Annotated in this window: 21 protein-coding genes; 11 read left to right on the plus strand and 10 right to left on the minus strand. The window is 64.7% G+C overall.

From position 1 onward, the window contains the following. Window positions 1-56: 56 nt before the first annotated feature. Window positions 57-425: a flagellar biosynthesis regulator FlaF gene (flaF, locus tag N2603_RS16005; RefSeq protein WP_018642830.1), complete on the plus strand. Its 369-nt coding sequence runs from the start codon at window positions 57-59 to the stop codon at window positions 423-425. A 131-nt stretch (window positions 426-556) separates the two neighbouring features. Here the strand turns inward: flaF and N2603_RS16010 are convergent, their stop codons facing one another. The 4 genes from N2603_RS16010 to N2603_RS16025 form a co-directional block, all read right to left on the minus strand. Beyond that, window positions 557-919: a hypothetical protein gene (locus N2603_RS16010; RefSeq protein WP_018642829.1), complete on the minus strand. Its 363-nt coding sequence runs from the start codon at window positions 917-919 to the stop codon at window positions 557-559. A gap of 158 nt (window positions 920-1,077) precedes the next feature. Further along, window positions 1,078-1,575, minus strand: a complete 498-nt coding sequence (locus N2603_RS16015) for a hypothetical protein (RefSeq protein WP_260389568.1) — start codon at window positions 1,573-1,575, stop codon at window positions 1,078-1,080. 11 nt (window positions 1,576-1,586) lie between these two features. Then, window positions 1,587-1,961: a flagellar assembly peptidoglycan hydrolase FlgJ gene (gene flgJ / locus N2603_RS16020; RefSeq protein WP_018642827.1), complete on the minus strand. Its 375-nt coding sequence runs from the start codon at window positions 1,959-1,961 to the stop codon at window positions 1,587-1,589. After that, on the minus strand, window positions 1,961-3,085 hold the full coding sequence (locus tag N2603_RS16025; protein WP_026311965.1) for a flagellar basal body P-ring protein FlgI: 1,125 nt from the start codon (window positions 3,083-3,085) through the stop codon (window positions 1,961-1,963). The genes flgJ and N2603_RS16025 overlap by 1 nt, the downstream gene beginning before the upstream one ends. Window positions 3,086-3,368: 283 nt before the next feature. On the opposite strand from N2603_RS16025, the gene N2603_RS16030 reads away from it, so the two are divergent. Further along, a complete protein-coding gene (locus N2603_RS16030; protein WP_018642825.1) occupies window positions 3,369-3,782 on the plus strand; it encodes a flagellar assembly protein FliX in 414 nt (137 codons plus the stop codon). A 172-nt stretch (window positions 3,783-3,954) separates the two neighbouring features. On the opposite strand, the gene N2603_RS16035 is transcribed toward N2603_RS16030, so the two are convergent. Beyond that, window positions 3,955-4,326, minus strand: a complete 372-nt coding sequence (locus N2603_RS16035; RefSeq protein WP_026311964.1) for a winged helix-turn-helix transcriptional regulator — start codon at window positions 4,324-4,326, stop codon at window positions 3,955-3,957. Window positions 4,327-4,483: 157 nt separating this feature from the next. On the opposite strand from N2603_RS16035, the gene N2603_RS16040 reads away from it, so the two are divergent. Both N2603_RS16040 and dksA read left to right on the plus strand, forming a co-directional pair. Beyond that, window positions 4,484-5,095, plus strand: coding sequence for an NAD(P)-dependent oxidoreductase (locus tag N2603_RS16040; protein WP_260389569.1), 612 nt, complete (start codon window positions 4,484-4,486; stop codon window positions 5,093-5,095). A 215-nt stretch (window positions 5,096-5,310) separates the two neighbouring features. Beyond that, window positions 5,311-5,676: an RNA polymerase-binding protein DksA gene (dksA, locus tag N2603_RS16045; protein ID WP_008554760.1), complete on the plus strand. Its 366-nt coding sequence runs from the start codon at window positions 5,311-5,313 to the stop codon at window positions 5,674-5,676. A 282-nt stretch (window positions 5,677-5,958) separates the two neighbouring features. Here the strand turns inward: dksA and N2603_RS16050 are convergent, their stop codons facing one another. Continuing rightward, on the minus strand, window positions 5,959-6,357 hold the full coding sequence (locus tag N2603_RS16050) for a winged helix-turn-helix transcriptional regulator (RefSeq protein ID WP_260389570.1): 399 nt from the start codon (window positions 6,355-6,357) through the stop codon (window positions 5,959-5,961). A gap of 96 nt (window positions 6,358-6,453) precedes the next feature. Here N2603_RS16050 and N2603_RS16055 point away from each other — a divergent pair, with 96 nt between their 5' ends. The 3 genes from N2603_RS16055 (at window position 6,454) to N2603_RS16065 (ending at window position 9,835) form a co-directional block, all read left to right on the plus strand. Then, window positions 6,454-7,479: an SDR family oxidoreductase gene (locus tag N2603_RS16055; protein ID WP_260389571.1), complete on the plus strand. Its 1,026-nt coding sequence runs from the start codon at window positions 6,454-6,456 to the stop codon at window positions 7,477-7,479. A gap of 82 nt (window positions 7,480-7,561) precedes the next feature. Continuing rightward, window positions 7,562-8,341 carry a 2-keto-4-pentenoate hydratase gene (locus N2603_RS16060; RefSeq protein WP_260389572.1) on the plus strand — a complete coding sequence of 260 codons (780 nt, stop codon included), beginning with the start codon at window positions 7,562-7,564 and terminating at the stop codon, window positions 8,339-8,341. Between the two features lie 333 nt (window positions 8,342-8,674). Continuing rightward, entirely contained in the window at window positions 8,675-9,835 is a 1,161-nt protein-coding gene (locus tag N2603_RS16065) for a PcfJ domain-containing protein (RefSeq protein ID WP_260389573.1), read from the plus strand. A gap of 133 nt (window positions 9,836-9,968) precedes the next feature. On the opposite strand, the gene flgH is transcribed toward N2603_RS16065, so the two are convergent. Genes flgH through flgF form a run of 4 tightly spaced genes read right to left on the minus strand, consistent with a single transcriptional unit; the run spans window position 9,969 to window position 13,450 of the window. Beyond that, window positions 9,969-10,730, minus strand: coding sequence for a flagellar basal body L-ring protein FlgH (gene flgH / locus N2603_RS16070; protein WP_018642819.1), 762 nt, complete (start codon window positions 10,728-10,730; stop codon window positions 9,969-9,971). Window positions 10,731-10,733: 3 nt separating this feature from the next. Then, complete coding sequence (gene flgA, locus N2603_RS16075) at window positions 10,734-11,873, minus strand: flagellar basal body P-ring formation chaperone FlgA (RefSeq protein ID WP_260389574.1); 1,140 nt, start codon at window positions 11,871-11,873, stop codon at window positions 10,734-10,736. Window positions 11,874-11,883: 10 nt separating this feature from the next. Continuing rightward, window positions 11,884-12,672 (minus strand): flagellar basal-body rod protein FlgG, encoded by a 789-nt coding sequence (gene flgG / locus N2603_RS16080; protein ID WP_018642817.1) that lies wholly within the window; start codon window positions 12,670-12,672, stop codon window positions 11,884-11,886. A gap of 16 nt (window positions 12,673-12,688) precedes the next feature. Further along, entirely contained in the window at window positions 12,689-13,450 is a 762-nt protein-coding gene (flgF, locus tag N2603_RS16085; RefSeq protein WP_018642816.1) for a flagellar basal-body rod protein FlgF, read from the minus strand. A gap of 385 nt (window positions 13,451-13,835) precedes the next feature. Between flgF and fliL the strand changes: the two genes are divergently transcribed. Genes fliL through N2603_RS16105 form a run of 4 tightly spaced genes read left to right on the plus strand, consistent with a single transcriptional unit; the run spans window position 13,836 to window position 16,780 of the window. Continuing rightward, window positions 13,836-14,333: a flagellar basal body-associated protein FliL gene (gene fliL, locus N2603_RS16090; RefSeq protein ID WP_018642815.1), complete on the plus strand. Its 498-nt coding sequence runs from the start codon at window positions 13,836-13,838 to the stop codon at window positions 14,331-14,333. Between the two features lie 30 nt (window positions 14,334-14,363). Then, window positions 14,364-15,566: a flagellar motor switch protein FliM gene (gene fliM / locus N2603_RS16095; protein WP_018642814.1), complete on the plus strand. Its 1,203-nt coding sequence runs from the start codon at window positions 14,364-14,366 to the stop codon at window positions 15,564-15,566. Beyond that, a complete protein-coding gene (locus tag N2603_RS16100) occupies window positions 15,563-16,009 on the plus strand; it encodes a DUF6468 domain-containing protein (RefSeq protein ID WP_018642813.1) in 447 nt (148 codons plus the stop codon). Before fliM ends, N2603_RS16100 begins: the two co-directional genes overlap by 4 nt. Before the next feature lie 9 nt (window positions 16,010-16,018). Then, window positions 16,019-16,780: a MotE family protein gene (locus tag N2603_RS16105; RefSeq protein WP_260389575.1), complete on the plus strand. Its 762-nt coding sequence runs from the start codon at window positions 16,019-16,021 to the stop codon at window positions 16,778-16,780. Window positions 16,781-16,815: the final 35 nt, after the last annotated feature.

Genomic DNA, 16,815 nt, shown 5'->3' on the forward strand with positions numbered 1-16,815 from the left:
GGAAAGAAATCCTTAAGCGCGTTCAACGGGCTAGGTAAACTTCCAGGGTGTGATTGATGTCGAATTCCGCTGCCTCGGCTTATGCGCGTGTCGCAACGACCACCGCATCTCCTCGCGACATCGAGGCGCAGACTCTGCTCAAGGCCGCCAACAAGCTCCAGGATGCGGTGAACAATGCCGATCCGCTCAGTGAGCAGACGATGCAGGCGCTGATGTTCAATCGTAAGCTCTGGACGATCTTCCTGAGCGAAGCCATGCGCGACAGCAATCCGCAGCCGATCGACGTCCGGCAGAAGATCGCCAACATCAGCGTGTTCGTTTTGAGCCAGACCGCGGCGCTGCAGATGAGCCCGCAGTTCGATCATTTCCGTCCGCTGATCGAGATCAACCGGAACATCGCTGCGGGTCTGTCCGGCCGTCCGTGACGAGGCTTGTCACGGCCGACATCGCGAGCGGCTCGTCGACAGCATATTGATCCAGCATCGGGATTTCACGCGCAGCTTCGCCATGAGCGCGGCGGTGCGTCCAACACCGTCACCAGCTCGACACCTGATCGTCAGGCGCTGAGGTCCGTGTTCAGCGGGCGCGAGGGCTTGGACTTCAGGTCCTCTGCATGGAAATAGGCGCGCCGGCGCAGCATCGCTTCGTCGGGGAACTGGTTGACCACCGCGTCGGTCTTGTCGTTGACCACCTGGAAGACGAAGGATGCGGCTGCCTGGTCGAACACGACCTGTCGCGAGATGTTTTCGTTGTTGTTCGGCAGATCATTGCGGACGGGTGCGCTGGTATCGCTCGCGGCGACCGTCTGGCTCACGGGCAAATCGGTTTGCACGGCATCGACCGCCGCCGAATTCGACGTCGTTATGATCTGCACGGGGGCCGGTATCCCCACCGGCCTGATGCTGAAATCTGTACTCATGGCAGCCTCCTGGTTGCCTTACGTGAGTCAAATCCCAACCCCTCTCAATACGCAACCATGGAACACCAGGACTGAAGACCCGGTAACGAAACGTGCCTAACCACGCGGCGACAACGCCGCGCGGTTTTTCGTAAAATTGTAGCCGGTTTTGCGTGCGTTCAGAGCGACCGGCTGACCGCGAGTGGAGTGATGTGGCGCGGGCCGGGAGCAGCGCGACGCCCGGCGGCAGTATAGGTATTCGGTACGTTGCGCTTCTGGATCTCGGCGTTGACGCCGCGCACGACGCTCTCGGAGACCGCATGCGCGGTCGCGAGCACGGTGAGGTTGACCTGAAGCATCGCGCGGAACGCATCGTGGTGCCGATGCAGCGTCGAGAGCAGCTCGGGCGCGGATTTCGCAAGCTGGGCCTGGTTCGCCTTGAGCTGGCTGACGGCGCCGACATAGTTGCGCGACAGCTCCTGCTTTCTGCCCTCCAGGGTCATGGCCTCGCGGACCTGTCCGGCCCGCACCAGCTCGGTCTCGCGCTCGATCAGGCTGAGCAGGGCGCTCATTGCGTCCATCAGGTCTTCCGCGAGCTTGCGCGCCTCGGCGCTGGCGGGCGCGTTGTTCGGGCGCTGCGCTTGCATCGGCTGACGTGAGGCGTTGAACTGGTTCATCTCGTTGGACCTTATGCCGTACGGAGAGTGGTTTTCGCCTGCTGGATGATCAGGGTGCGATAGACGTCACGGGCGACACCGACGCCACCGGCATTGGCGAAGTTCTTGGAATATTGCTCGGTCAGCATCGAGCGCCACACGCCGGTACCGGGCGTGCTGCCGAACGGGCCGTCGCCCTTCAGGCCCGAGGTCATCTGCGAGAACATGCTGTTGAGGAACATCGCCTCGAAGTCGGTGGCGGTCTTCTGCGACTTGGCCTGTTGCTGCGGCGAGACCTTTTGCAGGGCCGCGGCGAGCTCGAAATCGGGCCGGCCGTTGCGGCTCTCGACCGAGAAGGTCGGGGAGTACGTCGTGAGGTGCGGGGTGTTGATTGTGCTCGTCTGCATCACATCACCTCGATGTCGGCTTCGATCGCCCCGGCAGCCTTGATCGCCTGGAGGATGCTGATCATGTCGCGGGGGCCGATGCCGAGGCCGTTGAGGCCGTCGACGAGCTGTTGGAGCGAGACGCCGTCCTTGACGAGGGCCAGCTTCTTGCCGTCCTCGACGACGCTGACGCTGCTGCGCGGCGCGACCACGGTGCGGCCGCGCGACAGCGGGTTGGGCTGGCTCACCTGCGGGCTCTCGGAGATCGTGACGGTGAGGTTGCCCTGGGCGACCGCAACGGTGGCGACGCGAACGTCGCGGCCCATCACGATGATGCCACTGCGCTCGTCGATGATGATCTTGGCGGCGAGATCAGGATCGACCTGGAGCTGCTCGATCTCGGTGAGGAAGGCGACGACGTTGCCCTTGAACTCCGGCGGGATCGAAAGCTGAACCGTCGAGGGATCGATCGGCTCGGCCGTCTTGACGCCGAGATAGTCGTTGACCGCCGCCGCAATGCGCTTGGCGGTGGTGAAGTCGGCGTTGCGCAGCGCCAGGCGCACGTTCGGCAGCCGATTGAGCGCAAACTCGATCTCGCGCTCGATGATGGCGCCGTTGGCGATGCGCCCGACGGTCGGGACGCCGCGCACGATCTTGGCCGCCTCGCCCTCGGCCTGGAAGCCGGAGATCGCGAGCGAGCCCTGCGCCACCGCATAGACATTGCCGTCGGCGCCGAGGAGGGGGGTGACGAGCAGGGTGCCGCCCTGCAGGTTCTTGGCATCGCCAAGCGCGGACACCGTGACGTCCATGCGCGTGCCCTGGGTGGCGAAGGCCGGCAGATTGCCTGTCACCATCACGGCGGCGACGTTGCCGGTGCGGATGGTGGCGCCGCGGATGTTGACGCCCATGCGCTCGAGCATCGCCTGCAGCGACTGCTTGGTGAAGGGGATGTTGTTGAGCGTGTCGCCGGTGCCGTTGAGGCCGACCACGAGGCCGTAGCCGATGAGCTGATTCTGCCGCACGCCTTCGATATTGGCGAGGTCCTTGATGCGCGAGGTCGCAGCAGCCGACGTGACCGACAACGCCAGCGCTGACAGCGCGGCGCAGGCCACTCCAACAATCCTCACCCAACGAACGCCTGGCATCCTCTGCTCCCCAAGGCTTCCAAAGAGCCTCCTCAAATCGACAAGACCTGCACGACACTCCCATGACGAGCTGGTCCGGCGCTTTCCTTGCGAGCGCTGTGCCAACGTGGGGCACGAGGGGTAGGCGGTTGAATAGGTTGAATAAATCTATTTCGACCGGTGTCAGCGGGCGTTCGCCTTCAGGAGCGAAACTGCCGCCTGTCGGCAGATTTTGCCGAGCCGTTTACGCGTCGTTAACCATAAAACGGCGAATGTGGCGCATCGATCACCCGGATTGCTTCCGATGCGCATCTACGGACCGAACGGCACCACGCTTGGAACGCCGGCCAGCCAGGCCAGACGGACCGGCTCCGGCACCTTCGTGCTGCCCGACACCTCGTCGGCGCAGGAGACGCGGAGCGCTGCCGCACCGAAAGCCGCCGCCAACATCGACGCGCTGCTCGCGCTGCAAGGTGTCGAGGAGGATCCGGTCGAGCGCCGCAAGCGCTCGGTCGCCCGCGGCAGGACCGCGCTCGACGTGCTCGACGAGCTCAAGATGGGGCTGTTGTCCGGCAATCTCGACGCCTCGACCGTGATGCGGCTGCGCGACGCCGCGGCGAACCTGAAATCGTCCTCGGGCGATCCCGGACTGGATTCCGTGCTCTCGGAGATCGAGCTGCGCGTCGAGGTGGAACTGGCGAAGGCCGGGCAGGCGTAGTCACGTTATCCGTCACCCTGAGGCGCCGGAGCGAAGCGGAGGCCTCGAAGGGCGACGGCCCCGCTGAAGCATCTCGGCCGTGCATCCTTCGAGGCTCCCGGCGCGATGCTTTGGATCGCGCCACTCGCACCTCAGGATGACGGGACTTCTGTAAGCGATCTTCACACGCACCCTACGCCGCTTCTTCCTTCAACTGCGCGTCGTAGCGGCGCTGGGCGGCGAGCACGTCTTTCAGATTCTGTTCGGCCCAATCGCGCAGGGGATCGACGGCGGCAGCGAGCGTCAGCCCGAGCTGCGTGATCGAATACTCCACCGTTACAGGCACGGTCGCGATGGCGCGGCGTTTGATCAATCCGTCGCGTTCGAGCGATTTCAGAACCTGGCTCAGCATCTTCTGCGAAATGCCTTCAATCGTGCGGCGCAACTGATTGAAGCGCATCGGTTCCTCGCGCAGCAGCAAGAGGATCAGCACCGCCCATTTGTCGCCGACGCGGTCGAGGATCTGGCGCGTGGGGCAATTCGCTGCATAGACGTCGGGCTTCATCTTGGGGTCCTCGATCCATTCCGGCCGCCTGCGCGCGCCGGTTACGTGCGCCGGTTACTCCGGCGTAATCAGGTAAGCACAAAGTGCTCTCTTAACACCAGCGTTCTTTGCGATATCTAGTCACCGTTAGTTACCATAGAAGCAAAGGAGCCTTCCAATGAAAATCGCAGTCGCCGGCGCCTCGGGCCGGGCAGGGTCGGAGATCACCAAGGAGCTGTCGCGTCGCGGTCATAGCGTCACCGCCATTGCCCGGAACCCGGAGAAGATCGCGGCCCTGCCGAACGTCACGCCGACCAAGGGGGACGTGCTCGACCAGGCGGGCTTGGCCAAGCTGTGGGCCGGGCACGACGTTGCCGTGAGTTCCGTCCACTTCCTGGCCAGCGACGCGCTGAAGCTGATCGGCGCGGCCAAGGCCTCCGGGGTGGGCCGTTACCTCGTCGTCGGCGGAGCCGGCAGCCTCGAAGCCGCCCCCGGCGTGAAGCTGGTCACAACTCCCGGTTTTCCGGCCCAATACAAGGCCGAGGCGGAGGCGGGCTCTGCCTTCCTCGATTTGCTGCGACAGGAAAAAGACCTGAACTGGACCTTCATCTCGCCGTCGGCGCTGTTCATCGAGGGGGAACGCACCGGCAAGTTCCGCCTCGGGACCGATCAGCTTCTCGCAGATGCGAACGGCAAGAGCTGGATCAGCTTCGCCGACTACGCCATTGCGCTGGCTGACGAGATCGAGAAGCCGGCCCATCTGAAGCAGCGTTTCACGGTCGGTTACTAGGCCTTCGGCCGCCCCCGGGCTCTTGCGGATAAACCTTCCTGTGCAAGGGTTTGGGGGCGGTAACCGAATGATTAAGGAAATATTGTCTGTCACAGGAGGCCGCTATATAACGCCCCGCTCAACGGACCCCGTTCCGTTTGCGAGTCGTTGCTTAGACAGATAGGCCGCCCTTGGAAAAGTTGAAAAACTACCGACCGACCGAAAAAGAGCCTTTCATGAACGACCGGCAGAAGGAGTACTTCCGTTTGAAGCTCCTTGCCTGGAAGGATGAGATCCTCAAAGAGTCCAAGCTCACCCTGCAAGCCCTGCAGGAGGAGAACGTGAACCATCCCGATCTCGCCGATCGGGCATCGTCCGAAACCGACCGCGCCATCGAACTCCGTGCCCGCGACCGCCAGCGCAAGTTGATCGCCAAGATCGACGCCGCGCTCCAGCGGATCGAGGACAACACCTACGGCTATTGCGAGGACACCGGCGAGCCAATTTCTTTGAAGCGGCTCGAAGCCCGGCCCATCGCAACGCTCTCGGTGGAAGCGCAGGAGCGCCACGAGAAACGCGAGAAGGTTTATCGCGACGAATAAGGTCCGAGCCGCAGAGATGCGGCTCTTTGTTTTTGAACCCAAGGCGCCATTTCGCGCCGTGCTCGGCATTGTGCCTGTCGCCTACCGCCGCGCGCATCCACATGCGAGCGCAATCGCGAAAAGTGAATCGCGATCAATGGGCTAGACTCGATTCCTCCGAGCTCACGTGAGTTCGGATGAGAAGCAGCCTTCACTTCAGGTGCGGGAGATTTTGCGAGTCGCATCAACGAGATCGGCTCGGATGCTGAATGGTTGATCCAGCTCCATCAAGCAGCGCTGCAATCAAGCCTGGTGCGACGCCGTCAGGCGTGCGTCCCCATAAAGCCTCGACCAGCTCAATATTTCCTTAAACGCCGGGAGCAGGCCGTAGGCCGCATCCGTCAGCTCGTACTCGACCCTTAGGGGTTTCCCCGCAAAGGCCGTTCGGGACACCAGCCCGTCCTGCTCGAGCTCGCGCAGTTGCATGGTCAGCATGTGCTGGGTGATGCCGCTTATCGACCGCCGCAAGGCGCCGAAGCGAACCGCGCCGTTCATCAGGGCGAACAGGATCTCCAGCTTCCACTTGCCACCGAGGGCATGGATGGCGCGCTTGAAGTCGGCGAGCAAAGCGGGGTCGGAGCTGCAATCGCAGTCGCCGGCACAGGCGGTGGTCAGGTTTTCCATACCGGTCTCGAAATCCATTCTACTTGTCCGCCAGCACATAGTGACCAGATGCGGCCTTGAGCAGGGCCCTGGTGGAACCAATTTGTGGACCTGCGCCACGCGGGGAATTTGGCAATGAGCACTGTTCTGGTCACCGGCGGGTCGGGCTTCGTCGGCATCCATGTCGTCCTGCAACTTCTGGCCGCCGGCCACGCAGCGCGTACGACGGTGCGTCGGCCGGACCGGCGTGACGACGTGCTGGCCATGTTGCGCGAGGGCGGGGCGGCTTCGCCCGAGAGCGTATCCTTCGTCACGGCCGACCTCGTCCGGGACGAGGGGTGGCGCGAGGCGGTCACTGGTTGCGACTACGTGCTCCATGTCGCCTCGCCGCTGTCGACCAGTGTTCCCAAGGACGAGAACGAGATGATCGTCCCGGCTCGGGACGGAACGCTCCGGGTGCTCCGGGCCGCGCGCGAGGCCGGCGTCAAACGGGTGGTGATCACCTCGTCGCTGGGGGCGATCGGCTACGGCCATCCGCCCCGCGAAAAGCCGTTCGACGAGACCGACTGGACCAATCTCGGCGGCGCCGACGTGCAGCCCTACATCAAGTCCAAGACGCTGGCCGAGCGGGCGGCCTGGGATTTTGTCGCGCGCGAGGGCGGGCTCGAATTGTCGGTCGTCAATCCCGCCGGTATCTTCGGTCCCGTGCTGGGGCCGGACTTTTCGGGGTCGATCGAGATCGTCAAATCGCTGCTCGACGGCGCCATGCCGGCGGTGCCGCGGGTCTATTTCGGCGTGGTCGATGTGCGCGACGTGGCCGATCTGCATCTGCGGGCGATGACGGCGCCGCAGGCGAAGGGCGAGCGCTTCATCGCTGTCTCCGGGGAGACGATGTCGATCCTCGACATTGCCCTTGTGCTGCGGCGGGAACTGGGGCCGGCCGCGCGCCGGGTTCCACGGCTCCAGGCTCCAGACTGGCTGGTGCGGCTGGCCGCGAACCGGATTCCGCTGCTGCGCGCGGTCGTGCCGATGCTCGGCAGGGTGCGGCATTCCACCAGCGCCAAGGCGCGGTCGCTGCTCGGCTGGCACGCGCGGTCCAATGAGGAAGCGATCCTTGCGACCGCCGAGAGCCTGATCCGGCTTGGGCTCGTCAAGCCGTGAGGCCCGTCGCTCGCGCTTGTCAGGCTGGGGCGGGGGTGCTGAAGTGCCGTCCTCGATTTGCGTAGCGTGGGAGGCGGCGCCGATGGACAAGATTCTCGAAGCCGCAAAGGCGATCGCGCTGGCGCGCCGCAACCATGCGCCGCTCGCGGACCTCGAAGTTCCGCTGGCTGACGAGGCCGAGGGCTACCGGGTCCAGCGCGCCCTGCATGATCTGCTGCTGCCGCATGCCGGGCCGCTGGTCGGCTACAAGATCGGCTGCACCAGCCAGGTGATGCAGGATTATATCGGCATCCCGCATCCCTGTGCCGGCGGGGTGTTCCAGAAGGGCGTGCACGACAGCGGGGCGAAGCTCGCCGCCGCCGACTATGTCCGCGTCGGCGTCGAATGCGAGATCGCGGTGCGGCTGCAGCGCGACCTCGCCGCCGGCGAGGCGCCGTTCACGGCCGAATGGGTCGGCGAGGCCGTCGAGTCCTACCATCCCGCGATCGAGATCGTCGACGACCGCTACGTGAAATGGGAGACGATGGGCGCGCCGACGCTGATCGCCGACGACTTCTTCGCCGCCGGTTGCGTGCTGGGCCCGTCGGTGCCGCGCTCGTCGGTGCCGGACCTGAAAGCGGTCAAGGGCCGCGCCATCGTCAACGGCGAGGAGGTCAGCCACGGCACCGGCGGCGACGTGCTCGGCCATCCCCACAACGCACTCGCCTGGCTCGCCAATCATCTCGCCGCCGAAGGCAAGGGCCTGCACGCAGGGCAGCTCGTGTTGACTGGAAGCCTGGTGAAGACGCTGTGGCTGAAGGCCGGCGACAAGGTGCGGATGGAGCTGGACGGGCTGGGCGTGGTGGAGGCGAAGTTCAAGTGAGCTCTCGCCACGGCGTCATTGCGAGCGTAGCGAAGCAATCCAGAGTCTTTCCGCGGCGGAAGTCTGGATTGCTTCGCTACGCTCGCAATGACGGAGTGTGTGGTGGCGGCGTTGCAATAATGTCGCGGACTTGCCCCGCCGTTTGTAGTTTCTGAATTTCAGACGGGACGCATCTTGCGCCCGCCCGCGATCGGGTATATGAGCCCCGTCCCATTCAACCTGCGCGTTCAACAATGAGGAGACCAGCTGTGAGTACTTTGTGGCGATCGACACGCTCCGTGCCGACGCTCTCAGTGCGTCCGGCTGACAGTCATCCAATCATGTTGAACGACAATGGCACATTCGTTGATTCAGCGCCGGCAGGAGGCCGAGCGCGCGCGGGTTGAAGCCTACGAGCTTTCGCTGCGGCACGTGTCGCAGCGGACGCGTCCTCCACCGGATTTCGAGACCGCGATCTACGAGGCCAGGCGTGGCTTCGAGGCGGACGTCGTGCGCGACGCCCAGGCCTGGAAGCCGCGGATGAAGACTCGCGATGCCGCGCGTCTCCGTCTTGCCGCGGCTCGCTATCTCTTCGCGCGCTATCCTGTTGCAGAACATCTGGAGCAGATCTGGATCGACGCCGCGGGACTGGATGCCGCCGAGATTGCGCTGCGCAAGCGCTGGTACGTGGTGGCGGCCGGTGGCGGTTCGCTGCACGGCGCAGGTGCGGGCGCGTGGCTGTCCCGCAAGGAGGTCCATGCGTTCCTCAATCCGCTGGGACGTCTCGACTTCGAGGCTGCGATCTGGCAGGCGATCGCGCGATCCTACGCGAGCGATCCCGGCGTTGCGCTGCGAATCGCGCGCACCAGGATCACGCAGACGCCCCGTGCCGAGCATGGCTTCTGGCGCGAGGCGGTCCGCTTCTTCTGCGCGCATCCCACCACGGTCGAGGAGATGGACGACCTCCACGATTACCTCGCCGCTTGCTACCGGCGGAATCCAGCGTTCAGCCTCAAGGGGCGCACGCTGACTTCGCTTGGTCGGCAGATGCGCGAATGGCATCGCGATCTCGAAGCGGTCGCTCGCATCGAGGCTGCACGCCGTCGCGCCGAGGCTCTGCGGAACCGTGCGCGAGGGCTGGCGGCGGGCACCGTCGACGACGCCTGGCGAGGTGCTGCGATCGCCGACTGGTCGTGGACCTTGTCGTTCAAGGATCGCAGCAGGCGCGAGGAGTATGTCGTCGTCCAGCTGCGTACTGCCGCCGATCTTGTGGCTGAGACGCGCGCCATGCGCCACTGCGTCGCGACCTACGCGGCAAAGTGCATCGCGGGCCACGCGTCGATCTGGTCGCTACGCCGCCGTGCCAACGGTCGTACCGAGCGGCTGCTGACCATCGAACTTGATCCTCGTTGTCGGGCGGTTCAGGTTCGCGGGTTTGCAAACCGCGCGCCGCACGCCGGGGAGCGCAAGGTCCTGGAGCGGTGGGGGCAAGCCCGCGGGATCGCGCTCCTCTAACAGAGACCTGCGCCGCTAAGGCGGCGCAGGCAAAATACATGCGGCCTCCGGCAGGGGAGCTACCGGAGGCCGCGTAGTACACCGTCGTTCGCGCCTAGGTTCGCGAACACGATGTGGGAGCTCTTGAAGAAGCTTAGAAGGGCAGCAGCACGTCCATGACCTGCTGGCCGTAGCGCGGCTGCTGCACGTCCATGATCTGGCCGCGGCCGCCATAGGCGATGCGGGCCTGCGCGATCTTGGTGGAATCGATGGTGTTGTCGCTCTGGATGTCCTCGGGGCGGACGATGCCGGCGACCACGAGCTCGCGGATCTCGTAGTTGACGCGGATCTCCTGCTTGCCCTCGACCACGAGATTGCCGTTCGGCAGCACTTGGGTGACGACCGCGGCGACGTTGGTCTGCAGCGCTTCCGTGCGGTTGACCGAGCCCTTGCCGTCGCTGGAGGCGGTGGCGTCGGCAGTGAGGATGCGGCCGGGCAGGATCTTGTTCGCCTGCGTGATGGTCTTGGACCCGATGAAGTCGGTAATGCCGGAATCTTCCTTGTTGGTGCGGCTGCGCTGGGTCTCGTTGGCGATGTTGGCCTTGTCGGTGATGTTCACGGTCACGGTCAGGAGGTCGCCGACCTGGCGGGCGCGCTGGTCCTTGAAGAAGGCGCGGCTGCCGTTGCGCCACAGCGAGTTCGGATTGTAGGAGGCCACTTCCGGCTTCGGCATCGGCATCTGCACCGGCTTGTAGCCGGGCTGCGTCGTCGGATTGTCGATCGCGGACAATTTCGGCTGCTCGCCGATCTGCGACAGGCGGTCGATCGAGGAGCAGCCGCCCAGTGCGCAAGAGGCCAGCAGCAGGGCAGAGATCGCGATGCGACGAAGACGGGAAGCCGAACTGAACGAGGACATGACTTACTCTGACTTGGCTGGAGCTTGCGAGACGCGGGCTTGCGGGATCTGGGCTTGGGCGACCTGGGCTGGCGAGGCGGGGGCCTGGACCAGGTTACGAATGAGGGCTGCAGTGTCGACGGGCGCGGGCGCTTCATCGCGCTTGAGCGAGGAGGTCTGCTCGACCGCGGGCGCCACCGGCGCGGACTGGCTGGCACCCTGCACGGTGACCTGGCCGCGGCCGGTGACGACACCGGTCAGCGTGCGCTTGGATTGCAGGTTGAGCACGGAGACGGTGTCGCCCTCGGCGCCGCTCTCGATGGCCTTGCCGCGCGTGGTGAGGTAGAGGCCGGGCACCTGGTAGATGATGGTGACGCTCTGGTCGCGCTGCACGAAGTCCGGCTTGACGATGTCGGCGACGCGGATCGGCGTGCCCGCCCGCATCGGCCGGCGCAGCTGCATGCCGATGGTGCGATCGCGCGAGGCGGGCTCGCCGGTGACCTCGGCCTTGGGCCGGCGCTCCAGCGAGATGTCCGAGGCTTTCAGCATGTCGGAGCGGTCGATGTCGCGGGTCAGCACGGCGACTTCCACGGTCTCGATCGCGGTGCCGGTGAAGCGCAGCTTGGTCGGCGTAGGGTTGTTGTCGTTGTTGATCTCGAAGGCGATGTCGAAACGGCCACTGCGCGCATCATATCGGGTTGCGACCGGCTGCAGCGCGCCGGTGTTGGAGGCGTCCAGCCGCATGTCGGAGACGCCGCGGTCGAAGGTGACGGTGATGTTGGCGGCATCGCCAAGGCCGAAGCGGCGCTCGAGCGCGAAGGCCACCGCGTTTTCGAGATCCCTGTTGGCGAGCGTGCGGGCGAGGCGGGTGACCTGGACTTCCTTGATGTCGCCGGTCATCACGCCGATCACCTGTTTTCCACGCAACACAGAAAGCACCTGCGCGACCGGCAAGGCGCCGGTGGTGCCGAGATCGGGCGAGCGGTAGACCGGGATCAGCGCGGCCGAGCCGGCATTGTCGATGAGGTCGCCGACCCGAACCACGTCCGAGGTCACGGTGACGTTCGCGCGCAGCGTCGGCGCGGCGATGCCGTCGTCGGCGGCTTCTGCCGGCAGGGCCAGCAGCAGGAGCGCGGAGATCGTGGCGATTGTGGTCCGGATCATCGTCATCACCTCAGCGGAACAGCGCCGTGGTCGATTGCATCATCTGGTCGGCGGCGCTGATGACCTTGGCGTTCATCTCGTAGGCGCGCTGGGCGGCGATCAGGTCGCTCATCTCCGAGACGACGTCGACATTGGCCTGCTCGAGGCTTCCCTGCGTGATCTTGCCGTAGCCTTCGGCGTTCGCAGTGCCGTCCTGCGGCGGGCCGGAGGAAGGCGTCTCGGTGAACTGGTTGCTTCCGACGGGCTGCAAACCCGCCTTGTTGATGAACCGGGTCACGCCGATCTGGCCGATGATTGAGGAGGTCGACGAGCCCGGCAGCGTCACCGAGACCTGGCCCTGCTCACTCACGGAGATGCCCGAGGCGTTGTTCGGGATGGTGATGGTCGGCTGCACCGGGTTGCCCTGCGCGGTGACGACACGGCCCTGGTTGTCCATCTGGAAGGTGCCGTCGCGGGTGTATTGATAGGTCCCGTCGGGCATCAGGATCTTGAAGAACCCTTCGCCCGACATCGCGAGGTCGAGGTCGTTGCCGGTCTGCGACAGCGTACCCTGCGTCATGCTGCGGGGCGTGCCGACGGTCTTGACGCCGCCGCCGATGTCGACGCCGACCGGCAGGATGGTGCCCTGGTCCGAGGCCTGCGCGCCGACGCGGCGCACGTGCTCGTAGATCAGGTCCTGGAACGCCGCGGTCTGCTTCTTGAAGCCGGTGGTGCGGAGGTTCGCGATGTTGTTGGAGATCACCTGAACGTTGAGTTCCTGTGCCGCCATTCCGGTCGCTGCGGTGTGAAGCGCCTGCATGTCAGTTCTCCCTCAATCAGGCCGGGACGTCGGCGAGCTTCTCGATCGCCGATTTGTGGAGGTCGCTCTGCTGCTGCAGCAGGTTGGCGATGGCGGTGTAGCTGCGCATGACTTCGACCATGCGGGTCATCTCGCCGACCGAGTTCACGTTCGACTTCTCGATGTAGCCCTGCTGCACGGTCGACTTGGTGTCGGCCTGCTGGTTCGCCGACCCCGCACTGTAGAGGTTGGTGCCGAGCTTGGTCAGCTTGGCCGGATCGTCGAACGAGACCATGCGGATCTTGCCGCGGATCGAGTCCGTCTTGGCGGTCCCTTCGAGCACGGTGACGGTGCCGTCGGGGGCGACGTTGATGTCGTGGTCGGTCGGCTGGAAGGTGATCGGGCCGCCGGTGCCGAGCACGAGGTTGCCGTCGGAGGTGACGAGCTGGCCGGTGCTGTTGAGCGTGAACTTGCCGTCGCGGGTGTAGCGCTCGGCGCCGTTGGCCTGCACGGCGAAAAAGGCATTGCCGCTGATCGCCATGTCGAGCGGGTTGTTGGTCGGCTCCATCGGCCCCTGGCCGACGTCGCGGAAGGTGCCGCGGTCCTGCACATAGGAGACCCGGCGGTCGGAGCCGATGAAATTGTCCTCACGCGCGTTCGAGTTGAGGTACTCCTCGAACAGCGAATGGTCGGCCTTGAAGCCGTTGGTGTTGGCATTGGCGACGTTGTTGGCGACGACATCCATCTGCCGTTCCAACGTCATCTGCCGCGACAAGCCGATCAGAAGCGCGTTCTGCATCGGAAGATCTCCCCTGCGTGAGATCTGCCACCTCGCTCTCCCAAGCGCCTTGGCCGACCCCGTGAACGAGACCGTCGGGTTCTCCCAAACCGTTCGGTCTCGGTCCTCTCTCAGCGAAAGCCGTGCCAACCTGAAAATGTATGTAATTTCAATTATTTGACGATTTTTCGAGAGCGCGGGAAGGCGGCAGAAAGGTTCTGTTAGCCATGTTTGCCCGGCAGATTTTTCCTAGCTGAAGCCCAATCGAAAGAAACCGTTAACCATTATTACCCTAGCGTTTGCGGGCAAGAGGAGCGCATTGCGCTGGGGCATTTGTATCGCGTCACTGTCTGCCAGGAGGCTTCGCTCTTTCGACCCTTTATAAGATGAGCGAGCCCGGACGATCATGGCAGATGAAGCGGAAGGCGGCGCAGCCGCCGAAGGCGCGGAAGCCGCTGCCCCCAAGAGCAAGTTCAAGCTGATCCTGATCGTAGTCGCCGTGCTGGTCCTGCTCGGCGGCGGTGCCGCGACCTGGTTCCTGTTCTTCCGCCATGGCGACGACGAGCATCACGCCGAGGCGGCGCCTCCGCCGAAGCCGCCGGCCTTCGTCGACGTGCCCGACATCATGGTCAACCTCGCCGGCGCGCCCGGTGAGCGCGTGCAATATCTGAAGCTGAAGATCGTGCTGGAGCTGAAGGAAGAGAAACAGATCGAGGCGATCAAGCCGACCATGCCGCGCGTCACCGACATCTTCCAGACCTATGTGCGCGAGCTGCGCTCCTCCGACCTCAACGGTTCCGCCGGCATCTTCCGCCTCAAGGAAGAGCTGACCAAGCGCGTCAATGCCGCGGTCGCGCCGATCCAGGTCAGCGCGGTGCTGTTCAAGGAAGTCGTGATCCAGTGATGATGCCGCGGAAGGCAACGGGCTAGCGTCATGGCCGGCAACGAGCAAATGGACCAGGATGCGATTGCCGCCCAATGGGAGGCGTCGCTCGATTCCGAGGATCCCGCGGAGGCCGCAAAGGCCGCTGCCGAAAACGAACTGTCGGAGACCATGGCCCTGCAATGGGCGGCCATGGTCGAGGACGGCAGCCGCGATCTCGGCACCGGCAAGAATTCCGGCGAGCGGGTGCTGTCGCAGGAGGAGATCGACAATCTCCTCGGTTTCACCGTCGGCGACGTCACGCTCGACGACCACAGCGGCATTCGCGCGATCATCGATTCGGCGATGGTCTCCTACGAGCGTCTGCCGATGCTCGAAATCGTCTTCGACCGCCTGGTGCGGCTGTTGACGACCTCCTTGCGCAATTTCACCTCCGACAACGTCGAAGTTTCGCTCGACCGCATTACCTCGGTGCGCTTCGGCGACTACATGAATTCGATCCCGCTGCCCGCCGTGCTCTCGGTGTTCAAGGCCGAGGAGTGGGACAATTTCGGCATGGCGACGGTTGATTCCAGCCTGATCTACTCGATGATCGACGTGCTGCTCGGCGGCCGCCGCGGCACCAGCCAGCTTCGCATCGAGGGCCGGCCCTACACCACGATCGAGACCGAGCTGGTCAAGCGGCTGGTCGAGGTGGTTTTGATCGACGCCGAGCAGGCGTTCCGGCCGCTGTCGCCGGTGACCTTCACGATCGACCGGCTCGAGACCAATCCGCGTTTCGCCGCGATCAGCCGTCCCGCCAATGCCGCGATCCTGGTGCGCCTGCGCATCGACATGGAAGATCGCGGCGGCAACATCGAGCTGCTGCTGCCTTATGCGACCATCGAACCCATCCGGGGCGTGCTGCTCCAGATGTTCATGGGCGAAAAGTTCGGCCGTGATCCGATCTGGGAGGGCCATTTCGCCACCGAGATCAACCAGGCCGAGATCGCCGTCGATGCCGTGCTCTACGAGGCCGACATTCCGCTCAAGCAGCTGATGCGGCTGAAGGTCGGCGACACGCTGCCGCTCGACATGCGCGCCGATGCCAACGTGACCGTGCGCTGCGGCGACGTCACGCTGACCGAGGGGCGGATGGGCCGGGTCGGCGACCGCGTCGCGATCCGCGTGACGAAACCCCTGCGCAAGCCAAGTACGACACTTGCGATGTTCGAGAAGGTGGACGAGCAGAACAAGATGATGGAGGCCCCATGAACCACTCCCTGGGAATGGCGATCGAGACGCTGGTGGCTATCTTGCTGATGCTCACGATCGGCTACTGTATCCTGCTGAACAAGCGCCTGACGCGGCTGAAGGCGGACGAGCATTCGCTGAAGGCGGTCATCGCCGAGCTGATCACCGCGACCGAGATCGCCGAGCGCGCGATCGGCGGGCTGAAGCTCGCCGTGCGCGACGTCAACGAGAACCTCGGCAGCCAGCTCGCGGCGGCGACCCAGATGTCGGACCAGCTCTACAAGCAGCTCGGCGAAGCCGACAACGTGGTGCGGCGCCTGTCCAAGATCGCGATCGCCGCGCGGCCCGTCACCAATCCGGAAACGGTATCCGCGCCCGTAGCCAAGCCGTCGTCGGCGAAGGCGGTGGCGGCTGCAGCCGAAGCCTTCTCGGAGCGCCGGCGGTCCAACGGCCTTGCCGCATAAAGCCATGGTATGAAATCCTTTCGTAACATCCGCGTCATTCCGGTCGTCCTGGTCGCCGTCGCAGGTCTCGCCACGCTCAAGGTCGTGGGCCTCGTGATCAATGGCGGCTATGTCTTCGACTACCAGCCGAAACAGGTCAAAAGGTCCTGGGCGCAGGAGAATCTGAACTTCCCGACCGGTCGCGAGGACCCTGACATCACCGGCTCGACCCATGGCGCGCCGAAGGAGGCGCCGAAGCCCGCCGCGCCCGAGACCAAGCCCGAAGGCACCGTGGTGAAGGTGGAGGAAGGCCAGCCGCAGGTCTCGGCCTCGGAACGCGCGATCCTCGAGCGACTGCAGGCGCGCCGCCAGGAGATCGAGGCCCGCCAGCGCGAGATCGACATCCGCGAAAGCCTGCTCAAATCCGCCGAGAAGCGCATCGAGAACAAGGTCGAGGAGATGAAGGCGGTGGAAACCCGCATCTCCGCAACCCAGGCCGAGCAGAAGGCCGCCGAAGCCCAGCGCATGAAGGGCCTCGTCACCATGTATGAGGGCATGAAGCCGAAGGACGCCGCGCGGGTGTTCGACCGGCTCGAGATGGGCGTGCTGATCGAGATCGCCTCGGCGATCGCGCCGCGAAAGATGTCGGACATCCTCGGATTGATGTCGCCGGAGGCCGCCGAGCGGCTCACGGTCGAGATGGCCCGCCGTGCCAATGGCGGCGGCGATCAATCCGCCTCGGCTGGCGACCTGCCCAAGATCGACGGCAAGCCGACGCAAAAGCCGAATTGAGGGCTCATACTTAAGAAGTCCTTAATTGGCAAAAC

The organism is Bradyrhizobium huanghuaihaiense (assembly GCF_025200885.1).
GTDB classification, from domain to species: domain Bacteria; phylum Pseudomonadota; class Alphaproteobacteria; order Rhizobiales; family Xanthobacteraceae; genus Bradyrhizobium; species Bradyrhizobium huanghuaihaiense.

Excerpts from the sequence above, each read along its gene's own strand:
- flaF (WP_018642830.1), top strand. The coding sequence starts at position 57 with ATGTCGAATTCCGCTGCCTCGGCTTATGCGCGTGTCGCAACGACCACC.
- N2603_RS16010 (WP_018642829.1), bottom strand. The coding sequence starts at position 919 with ATGAGTACAGATTTCAGCATCAGGCCGGTGGGGATACCGGCCCCCGTG.
- N2603_RS16015 (WP_260389568.1), bottom strand. The coding sequence starts at position 1,575 with ATGAACCAGTTCAACGCCTCACGTCAGCCGATGCAAGCGCAGCGCCCG.
- flgJ (WP_018642827.1), bottom strand. The coding sequence starts at position 1,961 with ATGCAGACGAGCACAATCAACACCCCGCACCTCACGACGTACTCCCCG.
- N2603_RS16025 (WP_026311965.1), bottom strand. The coding sequence starts at position 3,085 with ATGCCAGGCGTTCGTTGGGTGAGGATTGTTGGAGTGGCCTGCGCCGCG.
- N2603_RS16030 (WP_018642825.1), top strand. The coding sequence starts at position 3,369 with ATGCGCATCTACGGACCGAACGGCACCACGCTTGGAACGCCGGCCAGC.
- N2603_RS16035 (WP_026311964.1), bottom strand. The coding sequence starts at position 4,326 with ATGAAGCCCGACGTCTATGCAGCGAATTGCCCCACGCGCCAGATCCTC.
- N2603_RS16040 (WP_260389569.1), top strand. The coding sequence starts at position 4,484 with ATGAAAATCGCAGTCGCCGGCGCCTCGGGCCGGGCAGGGTCGGAGATC.
- dksA (WP_008554760.1), top strand. The coding sequence starts at position 5,311 with ATGAACGACCGGCAGAAGGAGTACTTCCGTTTGAAGCTCCTTGCCTGG.
- N2603_RS16050 (WP_260389570.1), bottom strand. The coding sequence starts at position 6,357 with ATGGATTTCGAGACCGGTATGGAAAACCTGACCACCGCCTGTGCCGGC.
- N2603_RS16055 (WP_260389571.1), top strand. The coding sequence starts at position 6,454 with ATGAGCACTGTTCTGGTCACCGGCGGGTCGGGCTTCGTCGGCATCCAT.
- N2603_RS16060 (WP_260389572.1), top strand. The coding sequence starts at position 7,562 with ATGGACAAGATTCTCGAAGCCGCAAAGGCGATCGCGCTGGCGCGCCGC.
- N2603_RS16065 (WP_260389573.1), top strand. The coding sequence starts at position 8,675 with ATGGCACATTCGTTGATTCAGCGCCGGCAGGAGGCCGAGCGCGCGCGG.
- flgH (WP_018642819.1), bottom strand. The coding sequence starts at position 10,730 with ATGTCCTCGTTCAGTTCGGCTTCCCGTCTTCGTCGCATCGCGATCTCT.
- flgA (WP_260389574.1), bottom strand. The coding sequence starts at position 11,873 with ATGATCCGGACCACAATCGCCACGATCTCCGCGCTCCTGCTGCTGGCC.
- flgG (WP_018642817.1), bottom strand. The coding sequence starts at position 12,672 with ATGCAGGCGCTTCACACCGCAGCGACCGGAATGGCGGCACAGGAACTC.
- flgF (WP_018642816.1), bottom strand. The coding sequence starts at position 13,450 with ATGCAGAACGCGCTTCTGATCGGCTTGTCGCGGCAGATGACGTTGGAA.
- fliL (WP_018642815.1), top strand. The coding sequence starts at position 13,836 with ATGGCAGATGAAGCGGAAGGCGGCGCAGCCGCCGAAGGCGCGGAAGCC.
- fliM (WP_018642814.1), top strand. The coding sequence starts at position 14,364 with ATGGCCGGCAACGAGCAAATGGACCAGGATGCGATTGCCGCCCAATGG.
- N2603_RS16100 (WP_018642813.1), top strand. The coding sequence starts at position 15,563 with ATGAACCACTCCCTGGGAATGGCGATCGAGACGCTGGTGGCTATCTTG.
- N2603_RS16105 (WP_260389575.1), top strand. The coding sequence starts at position 16,019 with ATGAAATCCTTTCGTAACATCCGCGTCATTCCGGTCGTCCTGGTCGCC.